The organism is Pseudomonas sp. MT92 (assembly GCF_058792515.1).
Genome location: NZ_JBXAFA010000002.1, coordinates 576,883 through 590,363, shown reverse-complemented (window position 1 = coordinate 590,363; position 13,481 = coordinate 576,883). Strand labels below are relative to the sequence as shown.

15 protein-coding genes and 2 pseudogenes are annotated in these 13,481 nt (G+C 54.5%); 8 read left to right on the top strand and 9 right to left on the bottom strand.

What is annotated here, in order from left to right; translation table 11 throughout:
- Positions 1-48 precede the first annotated feature (48 nt).
- Positions 49-363 (top strand): annotated as a pseudogene (locus AC1Q6D_RS05840) (integrase core domain-containing protein); the annotation flags it as partial.
- On the opposite strand, the gene AC1Q6D_RS05835 reads toward AC1Q6D_RS05840, so the two are convergent.
- The 6 genes from AC1Q6D_RS05835 to alr form a co-directional block, all read right to left on the bottom strand.
- Complete coding sequence (locus AC1Q6D_RS05835) at positions 356-844, bottom strand: helix-turn-helix domain-containing protein (RefSeq protein WP_103405600.1); 489 nt, start codon at positions 842-844, stop codon at positions 356-358. The pseudogene AC1Q6D_RS05840 and the gene AC1Q6D_RS05835 sit on opposite strands and share 8 nt — an antisense overlap.
- A gap of 99 nt (positions 845-943) precedes the next feature.
- Positions 944-1,780: an AraC family transcriptional regulator gene (locus tag AC1Q6D_RS05830; RefSeq protein WP_103405599.1), complete on the bottom strand. Its 837-nt coding sequence runs from the start codon at positions 1,778-1,780 to the stop codon at positions 944-946.
- Positions 1,781-2,047: 267 nt separating this feature from the next.
- Complete coding sequence (locus tag AC1Q6D_RS05825) at positions 2,048-2,668, bottom strand: tyrosine-type recombinase/integrase (RefSeq protein ID WP_103405598.1); 621 nt, start codon at positions 2,666-2,668, stop codon at positions 2,048-2,050.
- 516 nt (positions 2,669-3,184) lie between these two features.
- On the bottom strand, positions 3,185-4,459 hold the full coding sequence (locus tag AC1Q6D_RS05820; RefSeq protein ID WP_256590347.1) for a M20 family metallopeptidase: 1,275 nt from the start codon (positions 4,457-4,459) through the stop codon (positions 3,185-3,187).
- Between the two features lie 96 nt (positions 4,460-4,555).
- Complete coding sequence (locus AC1Q6D_RS05815) at positions 4,556-5,173, bottom strand: trimeric intracellular cation channel family protein (protein ID WP_103405596.1); 618 nt, start codon at positions 5,171-5,173, stop codon at positions 4,556-4,558.
- 1,475 nt (positions 5,174-6,648) lie between these two features.
- Complete coding sequence (gene alr / locus AC1Q6D_RS05810) at positions 6,649-7,878, bottom strand: alanine racemase (protein ID WP_103405594.1); 1,230 nt, start codon at positions 7,876-7,878, stop codon at positions 6,649-6,651.
- A gap of 494 nt (positions 7,879-8,372) precedes the next feature.
- On the opposite strand from alr, the gene AC1Q6D_RS05805 reads away from it, so the two are divergent.
- Complete coding sequence (locus AC1Q6D_RS05805; RefSeq protein WP_103405593.1) at positions 8,373-8,558, top strand: phage tail assembly chaperone; 186 nt, start codon at positions 8,373-8,375, stop codon at positions 8,556-8,558.
- Here AC1Q6D_RS05805 and AC1Q6D_RS05800 read toward each other — a convergent pair whose 3' ends face one another.
- A complete protein-coding gene (locus AC1Q6D_RS05800) occupies positions 8,559-8,801 on the bottom strand; it encodes a hypothetical protein (RefSeq protein ID WP_047530906.1) in 243 nt (80 codons plus the stop codon).
- A 138-nt stretch (positions 8,802-8,939) separates the two neighbouring features.
- Here AC1Q6D_RS05800 and AC1Q6D_RS05795 point away from each other — a divergent pair, with 138 nt between their 5' ends.
- Together AC1Q6D_RS05795 and AC1Q6D_RS05790 are read left to right on the top strand one after the other, a co-directional pair.
- A complete protein-coding gene (locus AC1Q6D_RS05795; RefSeq protein ID WP_158249407.1) occupies positions 8,940-9,095 on the top strand; it encodes a hypothetical protein in 156 nt (51 codons plus the stop codon).
- 72 nt (positions 9,096-9,167) lie between these two features.
- Positions 9,168-9,266: pseudogene (locus tag AC1Q6D_RS05790) on the top strand (transposase domain-containing protein); the annotation flags it as partial.
- Positions 9,267-9,476: 210 nt separating this feature from the next.
- Here the strand turns inward: AC1Q6D_RS05790 and AC1Q6D_RS05785 are convergent.
- On the bottom strand, positions 9,477-10,034 hold the full coding sequence (locus AC1Q6D_RS05785) for a histidine phosphatase family protein (RefSeq protein ID WP_103405602.1): 558 nt from the start codon (positions 10,032-10,034) through the stop codon (positions 9,477-9,479).
- A gap of 17 nt (positions 10,035-10,051) precedes the next feature.
- Positions 10,052-11,089, bottom strand: a complete 1,038-nt coding sequence (locus AC1Q6D_RS05780) for an SDR family oxidoreductase (protein WP_103405592.1) — start codon at positions 11,087-11,089, stop codon at positions 10,052-10,054.
- A 131-nt stretch (positions 11,090-11,220) separates the two neighbouring features.
- Here AC1Q6D_RS05780 and AC1Q6D_RS05775 point away from each other — a divergent pair, with 131 nt between their 5' ends.
- From AC1Q6D_RS05775 to AC1Q6D_RS05760, 4 genes are all read left to right on the top strand, one after another.
- On the top strand, positions 11,221-12,102 hold the full coding sequence (locus AC1Q6D_RS05775) for a LysR family transcriptional regulator (protein ID WP_103405591.1): 882 nt from the start codon (positions 11,221-11,223) through the stop codon (positions 12,100-12,102).
- Between the two features lie 170 nt (positions 12,103-12,272).
- The gene (locus AC1Q6D_RS05770) at positions 12,273-12,665 is read left to right on the top strand and encodes a LysR substrate-binding domain-containing protein (protein ID WP_256590346.1); all 393 of its coding nucleotides are present in this window, start codon (positions 12,273-12,275) and stop codon (positions 12,663-12,665) included.
- A gap of 80 nt (positions 12,666-12,745) precedes the next feature.
- Entirely contained in the window at positions 12,746-13,027 is a 282-nt protein-coding gene (locus tag AC1Q6D_RS05765; protein ID WP_090463312.1) for a hypothetical protein, read from the top strand.
- 6 nt (positions 13,028-13,033) lie between these two features.
- Positions 13,034-13,177: a hypothetical protein gene (locus AC1Q6D_RS05760; RefSeq protein WP_158249406.1), complete on the top strand. Its 144-nt coding sequence runs from the start codon at positions 13,034-13,036 to the stop codon at positions 13,175-13,177.
- Positions 13,178-13,481 lie beyond the last annotated feature (304 nt).

The window sequence follows — 13,481 nt, the reverse complement described above, 5'->3', positions numbered from 1 at the left end:
ATTTTTGCATCCAGCCTGCAGGTCGTCCCATAAACACCTCGATCAGAGGTGTTGCGACGACCGGTTGAATCCGCCCAATATGGCAGTCGCCTGTTTCGCCAACGGCTCTGGCGTTACCGCATGCGCCAAAGCATGAGCCGTCGTGGAAACTGTTGGGATAATGCGCCGATGGAGCGTGTGTTTCGCAGCTTGAAAACTGAATGGATACCGACCGTGAGCTACATGACAGCTCAAGAAGCGCACCGCGACATCAGTCATTACCTGATGCATCGGTACAACTGGATTAGACCGCACCAATTCAATAACGGATTGGCCCCAGCTCAGGCCGAGAAAAAACTTAACGTCGTGTCCGGGATTAGTTGACCACTACATCTTTTACACGCCACTTTCTAGGGGGCATACCAAAATGCCTAGAGAATATTTTGGTGAAATGCGGTTGATCAGCAAACCCACACTCCAAACCCACTCGAGAAATTGAAAAGTCGGTTTGCTCAAGGAGTTCTTTGGCTCGGGTCAATCTTGCAAGCTGAAACCAATCACGTGGGGAGTGTCCCGTAGCTTTCTTGAAAGCTCGGGAGAAATGGCTGCGTGACAAGAAACACTCTTTGGCTACGACGGAAATCCGAATGCCACAATTAAGGTGCTCCATCATGACTTCTTTTGCTTTGCGCTCCTGCCAGTAACTTAGCCTGTCCCGCTCGTAACTGGACGCCAGTCGCGTAAAGGGGTCTGCGATCGTCATGATCTGCTCAGCGCCAGACCCAGGAGCGACGATAACGATTGGGGGCGGGTTGCCACCGCCCCGGCTGGACTTGAAGGTTTTTACAGCGTCCACGTCGCTCATTGAGACCTCTAAATGGTGGAGAAGAGGTCTATTGTGGCCATCATCAATATGTCGAAAGCGCTCGATCGGGCCGTACGTACGCCCGTTTGGGCCAAATCGTTAGCGGGGTTTGCGTAGCTCGCTCGGCGTTTGATTCAGGTAGCGCTTGAACAGTCGGGCAAGGTAAGAGGGAGAATCCAGTCCTACCGCCAGGCTGACTTCGAGGATCGATAGTGATGTGCATGAAACAAGCCGTGCGGCAGTTTCAACTCTTGTGCGATTGGTGAAATCCAGCAGGGTTTCGTCGGTAACAGCTTTGAAAATACGTGTAAGGTGACGCCGTGACAGGTGAAATTCATGTCCAATCGACTCAATAGTCAAGGCTGTGTCCAGATTCTCCCGAACGTATCGCTGTATGTCGTGCACCAGAGTGGCTTGCTGCTGATGTTCACTCGGCTGCGGTTGTGCTTGCTGACATGCGATAACCCGCGTGCACTCCTCGAAGAGTAGATGATTGAGATGGGGTAATTGGCGCTGAAAGGCCTCAGCCGATGCACAGCCCTGAAGTTGATCATGCAGGCGCAAGATGCTTTCCAGCGCCTCGGTTGCTCGCCAGATCCCTGATCTATTTACCTGTTTGGCGAAACCTCGGTAACCGAACATCTGTCCTTGGCGTTTGACGTAAGAGGGGTCGACATACAAGGTCATATGTTTCTCCCGCCCCGGAGCCGCTTGAGTGGCGTGTGCAAAGTCTGCTGGCACAAAAGAAAACGATTGGCGCGAAACGTGAGAGGGCTGGCTGCTTTCGGTCGAAAGAAACAGTCCACCCTGGCGTGGTAACAGCAGCATATGACAATCGTGGGCGTGCCAATCCACAGCATAGCCACTGGTATCACTAGTCTCCAGATGAAACACTTCGCACGACTTACCATTGAGCTTGGCGGACATATAGGCCATCAAGACCCCTTAAATATGTATTCACTTATGAAATAGCCTCCTCGCAATGGGCTTGGCGGCGGCCAGGAATTGTCGGTAACAATAACTCATATCATTACCATACAAGGTTTCCCAGCTCGACACGACCCAGGCTAGAGCGGCTCCCATTGATTTTCAGTAACGTCTGGCTCTGTCCTTCAGCTTCACCGTGTGGTAACTGGACGAGCAGGGTGCTGACTTCTTATGGCAGGACAGCGCCGGTCACACATCGACCGTCACTATGGATGGTCAGACTTCCATTTGTTCCGGCATTTCCAAGGCAACATCGACCTCGATTTCAAGGTGTCTGACGGTGCTTTCAAGCTTTGTATGCCCAAGCAGAAGCTGCACAGCTCTCAGGTTCTTCGTCCTGCGATACATCAGCGATGATTTGGTTCGCCGTAGTGTGTGAGTACCGTACATGGTTCGGTCCAGGCCAATGGCTGTCGCCCACGCTTTGACTATTCGAGCGTATTGCCTGGTGGAAAGATGGTCTGAAGCGTGCAATCGAGTTGGAAGCAAGAAGTCCTCGCTGCGGAGGTGCGCCTGATGCATCCACACCTCCAAAACCGTTCGAGTTTGCTCAGTGATTTCGAATTGCACTGGGGGCTGAGTTTTCTGCTGCATCACGATGGCCCGTGACGAGATATGCTCCCCATGGGCTATGTCTCGAACTCGCAGCTTGGTTAAGTCACAAGCACGAAGCTTGCTGTCGATGGCCAAGTTGAAGAGCGCCAAATCACGTGTCTTCTCCGCGAGCCGGAGTCTGACCCGAATGGCCCAGATATCTCTGACTCGGAGCGGGGCTTTCTGCCCGACTAGCTTTCCCTTGTTCCAAGGCTGATGGTTGGATGTAGCAAAAGTATTAATGGCTTGTCCTCCACGTTGAGGGAGGACAAGAGTGGATCAGTCATAGTGCGTGCTGGTCGCTATTCGACCCATTGCTGCCTTTCACGGACGGCGGATATCGGCCAAAAGCGGCCCTTCAAGACCGGTTAAATCCATATAGCGTAGGGCTAACGGGGCTTGCTCAAGGGTTTTAATAGCCCTCTCAGCCTCAGCCACGTAAACCTTGAAATGCCATCGTACTTTTGCCCGGCGGGGAGGGCGTTGTAATCGGCGGTCATTTGTTGGACGCGCCATTGCCCCTAAGTGGTGGTGGAGGAAGACGTGTTGGACGGTTAGTGTACTCTGAGCGAAATTCCAGGATCAGGGTCATGAACCAAAATGGCGGCGCCTGATTTATGAGCCATGGCACTCTTAATGACCTGTAGGGGGGCTTCCATTCACGGAACCGTGAGGCCATGTCCGCGACAGGATAACGATAATGGCTCCTCCTGTTGGGCCTTATGGGGACCCTGCAAAGGCCGTGTCATCCCATTCTGCTCAAGAAGATGCGTTTAGCCAGGTCAGTGCGCCAACCAGCATCGTTTCCAATCCGGTCTCCAGGGTCGGGTGAATTTGCGGGTCAAACTTTGATGAATGGTTGGAGGGAATCTGGTTGATATTTGCGCTTGATACGGCCTGCTGCCATATCGATTTTTCGGTGCTTCCCACGAACCAGAACACGTAGGGAACCTTCCACTCTCGTCCGAAAACACTAAAGTCTTCGCTGGCCGATGCCGGAGCGGTTTCATACGAGCGATCGGCGAAATGATCATCAAAAGCCTGCGCGATTCTGGCAGTGGCTACGGCGTCGTTTTCAGTGACCGGATAACTGTCAATGGTAGTGAATTCTGGCGGATGGTCAGTATTGGAGGCTTGGCATTCCGCACAGCAAATTCTATGTACCGAATCAAGCATCCGGCGGCGCACATTTTCATCATAGGTACGCATGTTCAGTTTGATGACCGCGTCATCCGGAATGATATTTTCCTTCGTCCCGGCCTGCAGGGCGCCAATGGTCAGAACCCCATTTTCCAGGGGCGACAATTCGCGGGAGACAATAGTTTGCAGGCGCATAACAGTCGCCGCGGCCATGATCACGGGGTCAATTGCATTTTGTGGCATGGAACCGTGGGCACCGCGGCCATACAGTTTGATATGCATGCTGTCGCCAGCTGCCAGAATGGCGCCGGCACGATGTCCAACCGTACCCGCCTCACCAACCATGACGTGTTGTCCCAGAATGATGTCCGGCTTAGGGAAGCGATCAATCATCCCGTCGTCGATCATCGCCTTTGCTCCCTTGCCGACTTCTTCGCCGGGCTGAAAGACCAGCATCAAGGTACCGCGCCATAAGTCACGATGATCTGCCATCAGCTGTGCGGCACCCATCAACCACGTCACGTGCAGGTCATGACCACACATATGGGCCACGTCCACTGCCTCTCCGTCAGAGGTTTGTCCTTTCTTCTGACTGGCATAAGGCAGGCCGGTCTTTTCTGCCATTGGCAAGGCATCCATGTCGGCGCGCAGCATGACCGTTGGGCCGTCGCCATTTTTCAATAGGCCGACGACGCCGGTTACGCCGATTTGTTCGTGAACTTCATAACCCAGCTTCTTGATAAAGGAGGCCGCAATAGCCGCCGTGCGAGTTTCCTGCATTGAAAGTTCAGGGTTGGCATGGAGATCCTTGTAAATTGCCTCCAAGGCAGGCAGCACCTTGCGGATGTCACCGGACATTTGTGACATTCTTTCATTACGAGCCAAGGTATCCATTCACCCCTCCAATTGAGGCAATAGTTCTACAGCGGTCGGAATCTGTGACAATAAATCGTTTTGTGGCGTTCCAGTCATGTGGGCGTACGGCAGGGGTCACGAACTCTTTTTGATTGCGGGCAGGTTCCATTGATATTTCAATGACAGCATTCGTACCAGGGTACATAGCGCAATTGCAGCCCAAGGAGTGAAACGATGATCAATCACTTGCAGCTCTCCGAGGAGCTGGATTGCCGCTCCCAACAGCGCCGCCGAGGCATAGATTTCCTTGGTCAATACCACGGGAACACGACCGAGTAGTACGTCCCTGATAATACCGCCGCCCACCGCGGTAATGACACCCAGCAGGAGGGCCAGTTCGATATTCGGAACGTGTGCATAGACTTTGTGAGCACCGAATGCGGCAAAAAAACCCAGCCCTACGGCGTCAAAGAACAGCGTGGGCTGAGTTAGCCTGAGCAATAAATGCTGGAAAAAGGCGACCAAGGCGACCGCCAGTGCAATGACGGTCAGGTACTCGATGTTGATGAGGCCGGCAGGGGGGAGCGCGCCAATACATAGGTCACGAACAACACCACCGCCGCAGGCAGTTACAAAGGCGGCGACAAAAACACCAAAAATATCCAGTTTACGATCAATAGCCGCCACAGCACCGCTCAGGGCAAAGACAAACGTCCCCATAAGGTCTATGGCAGAAAACACCTCGAACTCCATTTTTGTTACCTGAAAGCAGTGGGCTCACGGCGCAAGAAAAACTGTATGAGTTATAGCTCGAAAGAATAGCGTCTTCCCTGCGTTTACAGTCGCGGTCGAGATTTTTTGTGATGGTCGTGCAACAGGATCCGGTGCCTCGTTTCGCGATACCTGCGGTAAGTTTGGAAACGGGACTCCTCGCCTCGTACTGCTATACGGCAAGCTTTGGCGACGTCGACGTCTGGCTCGTGCCGCTGGCACAGTACTCGACACACACCGAGCGGAAGCCTGATGCAATCGTCACCATCGCCAAGGCCATCAAGTCGCCGGCCCCGGTGAGGTTCCTTCATGCGGCTGTAGTCACGCGGGCTATGCCGAAGCTGCCGTGCCAGGAGGGAAAGTGCTCGACGAAAACATTGCCTGCCAGATGGTATTTTTTGCGTGGTAGAGCTGTGGCCAAGTTGCCGAACCCCTAATCCGAAGCTTGACGATATAAAATGCCCGGCACATGTCCGGGCCTTTTTTGGGGCGAGCAGTACCGACTGGCCTGCAATTGCAAACTTGCGCGTATCAAGAATCAGCATTCAATCCATTTGAATTCGTGCCTAATGTTCTCCTTGGTTTTTGCACTTGAGCCGTATTCGTTGTAGTCAGCTTTTGAATTGTGAATCAAGCCAGTGGTCTAGTTCAGACACTGAATGGCGTTCGCGCATAGGCACGTGACTGAGGCTGTCTGCGATCTTGAGTCTATTTTGGTGCGTCGTCTCATAACCTCTTGTTATTAAAAACATTTCAATATACTCAGATACACTGATGATCTTATTGTCAGAGGTGAACACTGCATTGAAACCTGGTTTGTCTCGCGAATCGTTTTGATCTTTATATTCCAATTTGCTCACCTTTTTAAAAAGGGAATTTGGTTTCCCTATTTAAAATATGATCCTGTTTCTCTGAGTTGACTCAAAAGTCAGTTATTTTATTTTTTAATGGGTGTCAGGCAGCGTGTCAAAAATGTAACGTTCTTTATATGACTCTTTCGAACAACGAAAAGCCAAGAGGGTCCTGCTGGAAGGCCTTTGGCTTCGTTGCGGTATCGGCGGCTGTCGTGGTCATGGTGATGACGCTGCCCAATGAACCACCACGGCCTCGAGCATCTGCGGCGGCGCCTTCGTCGTGTGCTGGCTGGGGATACGACGCGTAGGCCTGATCGCCATCAGTGGGCTGATCTTTCTGGCGCGCGCCTGGTTCAAGTGGGCCGAGATGCGCCGGAACCTGAATGAGGCGAATCAGTAATCCGCGGCAGGTCGCAAGAATGCGGGCAACGTGGTTTATCCGTTGCCGGTGTCGCGGTGAGTCAGCGGGGGAAAAGGCATGATGGTTACCCTCCGACAAGAGAAAAGCGAGTTTTCTCCTGTCGGACCCTGTTGGGCATTGGAGCTGTCAGCGCTCTTCAAAGCTGTACGCTAATGAACGCGCCATCTGCTTTATTGGTGGGATTACTTCTCGACCAGGATTTTCGGGTTGGCACTGCCCCAGACGGTGTAGAGGTCGGCCAGTAGCGCACCGTTGATCTCTTCGACTTCAGCCTGGCTGACTTCGCTTGCGCCTTGTTTGCCAAATAACACCACTTCATCACCCGCCTTGACGTCGGGTGCCTCCGTGACATCAACCATCACTGTGTTCATCGAAACCTTGCCCACCACTGGCACACGATGACCATTGATCAACACCACGCCTTTATTGGTGAACACACGGCGATATCCATCGGAGTAACCGACCGTGATGTTGGCCAGCTTCGAATCACGTGTCAGGGTGAACGTGCGGTCGTAACCCACTGTGTTCCCGGCAGGGTAGCTATTGACCGAGGCCACATGCGACTTGAACTGCATCACGCGTTGATACTCAGTACGCGAGAGGACGGTATCGCCAAACAACGCGCCGCCCGTGCGCACCATGTCCAGGCGCGACTCGGGTACTTCCAGGGTGGCGAAGGAGTTAGCTGCGTGCAGGGTTATCTTGCTGCGGTCGAGTTGCGCGACATCCATCAGCCAGGCGGCTTGCTCATTGAAGGTAGCCAGCCCTTTACGCACATCGTCCTTATCCTCCACGGCGAAGTGGGTCATGATCGCTACCACTTCGATATTTGGCAGTTTGGTGATCGCTAGCGCCTCTTGCTTACCCAGCTGGGTGGACATTTCAATGCCGTTACGGCTCATGCCGCTTGAGTTGAGGCCGATGTGCACCTGCAATTTTCGACCATGTTTATGTGCAAGATCGGCCGCTTGGCGGGCGAAATCGAGATTGCCAACCAGTTCTTCGACGTTGTACTGCAGAGCATTTTCGAGCTCCCCCAGGGAGGCGGTGCGAACACGGATCAACTGACCTTTAAATCCGCTTTCTCGAACCACTCGCGCCTCTTCATTACTGGCGACCGCCACACAGGGTACACCCAGCGCAATCACCGAAGGCATCACCAACCCTATGCCATGACCATAAGCGTCGGCCTTCAGTACCGCGCAGAGTTTCGACTTGCCAGCCAGTTCGGCTTGCAGGGTTTGGATGTTGTGCTCGAGCGCGGCCTTGTTGATTTCAATCCAGGCATTACTGATTTGAGCCGTCAGCTCGGTATTGCCGTTTGTGAGTGACAGTGGTGGCGCCGCTTGGACCTGGCTCTGCAAAAAGATCAGGCCGAGAGACAACGCTAGAGCAGTACGGGTAAAGGGCATTTGAAACTCTCCATGTGATCGGTCTTTTTTTATTATTCCGGTACCGATTATTGGAAGGCTGTGTAAGTTACCGTTGTACGCTGGGTTCAAAGATGTAAAAACATGTAAGGAATTTGTTCGCGCTCACCTGGGCCCTATGCGATGGCATCAAGCGATTTGCCGCCAAGACCATAAAGGCGCATGAAGAAATCACTCCAGGCACGACCATCGCGCTGTTCAATGCAGTCATTCAGGGTACGCCCGTGGATGAAGGTCGACTGCGCGGAGACTGGCAAACCACGGTCGGCCAGCCTCGCAGCCCCCAGCCCCCTTTCCGGGCGACTGATACGACCCTCCGACGGTGGAGGTGTGGCAGAGAAGGGAATTCGCCCGCTTTTTCGCCCCGTCGAGCTAGCCACACCCCCATTTGAGTGTAGATCAGATGTCTGAAACCAAAATCAACGGCGCATTGATGGCTGACCAAGCACAAACTTCGGGAGCTGTATATTCCGGCCATGCCCGAGGACATGGGCTATCTGGCCGGCTTGAACTGGGCGCTCAAACGCACCAGCGATCCGCTGACCTGGCAGGAAATGGACGCCTGGACGCGGATGATGCATCGGCAGATCGAACCGGAAGAGGCCCGGGTATTGATGAAGATGGACGGTATTCACTGCCAAGTGATGAATGAGCCCGAATAGTTATTGCGATATCGAGCCTGCCGCTTTTAGGTAATGTTTCAACATCACGTGGATCTGTTCTTCATAACCCGGCTCAGGTTCAGTGCTTAAATCAGGGCCAATCTCTTGCATAACCTGCGCGAACAGCGAAGCGTCGAGCGCATTGGAGCGTCGAAGCGTTTCAATGAGAGCGAGAATCGCATAGGTGGCAGCAACTCCATTGGCCTTGGCGTACAGGGGATTGTCTGCATACTCGAGGGGCATTTTTGACTATCTCTCAGCAAGGGGAGCCGCCAAGCTACTACGGGGTAGTAGCGCGCTGCCACTGAGCATTCAGACAGGCTGGATGGGCGACCAGCCAAATGCTAAGGTCAGGATTCAATCAGGCGAAGGAGACGCATCGTGGCAGCAGTAAAGACCTACGTGTTTAAGCTGAAAGCAAAAAATGGAAGCGGCATGAGTAACGTGCTTCAGAACGGAACCGATGCCCGGGATGCGGAGAGAAAAATTCTGCAGAAGCATCCTGGTGCGACAGTCCTGGAAGTGAGAGAGCAGTGACAGGAAGCCCAGCCCCGCGCTGGGCTTTTTGCATCTGGCGGTATCCAGTCCGCGTGCAATACAAATGCTTGCCGTGCGGCGGCGATCATGAGCCTGATCCAGTCGGCGTGCATCAATGGGCATGATCCGTACGCTTATCTGAAAGATGTGCTAACGCGGCTGCCGACGTAGCGAGCAAGTGAAGTCGAGGAGCTTCGATCTCGGATGTGATTGGCGGTTGCGATCAAAAGGCAACAGGCGAACAAAGCTCGGATAGCGAATGACAACCTTGGCATAGCTTGGTCTGCTCTGGTGAAGTGATCCTATGATAGGGGGATCAACCAACGTCGACAGCAATGCCTTGCGTCAGTACGCCTGGGTGAATGCGTCGGGGGCGTACGATCAGCCGATCTCCGTTTGTACATCATCATATTGATATACCGAAGCACTCCAATATCGGCTGCCGTTACGTCGTTGGCGAGTCCACCCGTTTGCCAGCAGTCGTTGGGAAATCATTCGATTCATAACGCCATGACCGACTAGCAGAACCGGCCCTTCACAGGCAAGGGACTGCAGTCGTTGAGTTGCCGCGCTGGCGCGCCGCCTCGCGGCGCCGAAGGATTCGACGCCGCTCGAATAACCGCACAGCCATAAGACTCGAAAGATAAATGCCCAAGAAAACGGCGATAGTCGGGGAAATCTCCAACGACCATTAGGCAGTTGTGCTTCGCAGAAAAGCGCGTCGACGACAGCAGGCTTCAGCCCGAGCGCCTCGACAGAGGTCAGCGCACGAGGTGCGCTGCTTGAAACAATCATGGTGGCGGCTGCGGCGAGTCGCAGGCTGGCGTCCGGAGCGGAATGGCGGATGATTTCGGATCGGTTGTACTGCTCGATCCAGTCTTTCATCTCGCGCATTGAGATTTTTTCGGTCGTAGGCATATTTGGCTGGCCGTGACGCATCAGGATTATTGTCTTGCTCACAGTTTGTTTTTGTCCTCGTTATTCTTAAACCGGCCATGTAGCCGATACCACGCCACAGTGTCAAAAATGGTCTGCTCCAGCACTCGAAAACTCAGGCCAAGATCTTGTTCACTCTTACGGTGGTTAAAACAGGTACGGTGCTCCTCTCGTATCAATAGGCGCAATGTCGCCATGCTCAGCAAAACAGGCTTGCCGGTAAGGCGCGCGTAGACCTCCTGCACCGCCGCCAAGAGGTATAGCGCGGGCCGTGGCAGTTGCCTGATAGGGGTTTTGACGCCCGCGATACGGCCCAGGACCGGTACCAACTGGCGCATGGTTAAGTTCCGACCTGCCGCGAGATAGCGTTCTCCTCGTCGTCCATGTTTGGCCGCGGCAATCTGAGCCCATGCCACATCACGGGCATCGACCACCGAGAAGGTGCCGGGAATCAGCCCGGGCAACTTGCCGTTGACGACATCCTTGACCAATTGTCCTGAAGAGGTCGGGCCCATATCGCCAGGTCCCCACATCCAGCCGGGCAGAACCATGCAGGCATGCATTTGAGGATGGGTTTCAAGAAACGTCAAGACGACACGGTCAGCGAGGATCTTGCTGCGGTAGTAGTCATCCGCATCGGCTTCGGACCGCAGACATGTCTCATCGATAGAGGTGCCGGGTTCCCCGTCGAGCACGGCAATCGAAGAGGTATGGATAAAACGGCGTACCCCCGCGCGGTAGGCCTGGTGAAGCAACTCTCGCGTACCGGCTACATTGATCTTTTCGAGTTTTTCCCAGTGGCGGCCACCCTTGTAGTTATCGCGAAAGAACGCCGCCGTATGAAACACGGTATCGCAGCCTTGCAGCGCCGATGCGAACGCGTCGATATCGGCCATGTCACCCACGACCAGTTCCACACTCGGGAGGTCGTTGAACTGCTGCTCGCCTTTGTCTCTTGAACGGACGAGAGCTTTGACGGCGTAGCCACGTGCGACCAGTTCCCGCACCAGGTTGTTTCCCAGCAAGCCGGTTGCGCCAGTGACGAATGCGTTGCGCATGGGACCCGTAGTCATACATTCCATTCCAGTCGTTTCGAAGGCCTGTAGATATACCGTTGAGGCCGGTCCTGAAAAACAGCGACTACTGCATAATGGTTTTGCATGTATGCAGACCAAGGAGGATGGGAGGTATGGCGTTGCAGGCAAATTGGGATGATCTTCGTCTGCTGTTGGCGGTCTCGCGGCGTGGCAGTTTTCTTCAAGCTGGCCAACTGCTAGGTATCGCGGCGTCTACTGTGTCCCGTCGCCTGACCCAACTGGAAGCTGCCCTGGGTGAGCCGCTCGTTGAGCGAGGCGTTGAAGGCTGCTGGTTGACCTCGCGGGGCCAATCCCTGGTGGAAGTCGCACTGGCTGCGGAAGCGGGCTTGAGGCGTCAAACGACGGCGGACCTGTCCGGGGAGCGCGCAGAGCTATATGGCAGTGTCCTGGTCAGTGCCGGTGAGGGGTTTTCTTCTTGTGTGTTGGAGGCCGCTAGTCGTTTTACTTCCCTGCATCCGCGCTGCTCCGTGGAGTTACTGGTCACCGCCGACTTTCACAAGATCGTTCGCGGTGTGGCGGATATCGCTATACGCACAGCGCATCTGGGCGAGCCATCGCTGATTTATCGACCCATAGGCAAGCTCGCCTACGGCGTCTTCGCTGATGCAGGGTACCTGAAGCGATCTCCAGAGGTGACTCCGGCAACAGCGGTCAACATCGCCTTGCTTCCTCCGCTGGATATGTTGCCTCAAATGCGTGCCGCAAAGGCTGCGGGTCTGGACCGTGCACACATCCGCGTGAACTCGTTCGCCGTACAACTGGAGTCGGTGAGGCAAGGTATGGGCGTGGCTGTATTGCCGCGTATTCTGGCGAAGGACCTGACTGAGTTGTTCCCTGAGCTTGAACTCCCAGAGATGGAGGTCTATCTGGTAACCCGGCCTCAGGCGTTGAAACAGGCGCACATCAGATGCTTCTTTGACATCCTGGAGCAGGTATTGCTCGAAGGCCTCTGCGTTGAAAACGTCGAAAATTAAAGGTGGCGCGCATGCGCCCCTAAGCTATGTCGGTCGCAATCGGCGTTAAGCGAGCCATTGCGCAAGCTCCAGGCCTTCACCGGGGTTACGTTGCTGGAACGGGGTAAAAAAGCGTAAGGCCGACACCGGCTGGCTAACGCTTATTGGTCCATACACGAGACATGCTTGCCTTGAGTGATCGTGCCCTTGAAAGCGTGCGTGGCGTGGCCTTTGTCGGCGAGTTGCGGCTCGCCATCACCGACTACTTTCTGCCCAGCTCGATCGCCGACCTCTTGAAGAAACTGCGAGTACGCTATCCGCACCTTCGCCGGCATGTTTCGGTACGCAACAGCATGCAAATCGAAAGCGGGGCGGATTCAGGTGAATTCGACATCGGCCTTTCAATGCGAATTCTCGACGGGCGGAGGTCTGCCGGAGGGCGCAACATTTGCCGGTACTGCCGGAAGTTGAGTTCAGTCTGTTGCCACTCGTCCTGGCGAGTCGCACTTGGTCGGTGCCGTAAGGGAAAGGTTGAACCGAGCGATGACGCTCTGTTGATTCTTCGGACCCTTGGCTTCAACTGATCTTCGCCGGCTGGCGTGATTCGTTGAAGTGGGGTATTTGTGTTCGGCCGGCTCAAGGTGATCCGGGTATAGGAGGCAGAGTGACTATTTCCAGCGATACGCTATCCAGGCTTTCCAGTGCAGTAGAGGTGTTGGCAACTGCGGAGGGCAGCAGAGAGCATCGCGCTAAAGTGGCATTGAGCTTTTTGTCAGAGATCGACGGGGCGGAGTTTGTCGGTGATCCCGCCGAGGTTCACTGGAACTACATTGAGTCAGTCGCTGAAGCGATCGCTAACGGAACTGCCGAAAAGGGCCTGGTTGGAAGGTATATCAGTGCGATTTGGCTGGCGTTCAGTGCGCATTGTCCTATCCAGGCTCGATAGGTGAGTGTGGGCCAGTCAACGCTCAACGGCGTGGCCTCGGCGGTGCGTGCCTTTGTGCTGGTCAGCTTTGATCGGGAGGCTGTGCTTTTCGGTGCAGTGGCCGGCGGTTCGATCACCGCCGAGAAGCCGGAACAGGGGTGGCCCGTATGAGCCGCTTTGTCACCACGGCCAGGCACCAGCGCGCCACCGAATACCAAGACCCCGACCCGTTCGGGGTTTTATTCGTCTGGAGATGGAAAAAACGAAGCCCCGGCGATTCGTGGTCGCCAGGGCTTCTCATTCCTTCAAGCATCTCAACATGGCGGAATGTGAAAACAAGATAGCAGGCTAACTAATAAGAGTCACGATCAGTCCATTGATTTCAGTATTTTTGGATAGCTTCAATCTTTGAAGAAAGCCGGCCAAGTGCGGGCTTTTTCCTGCCTGGAGAAAAGAATGCGCGCATCACCCAAGG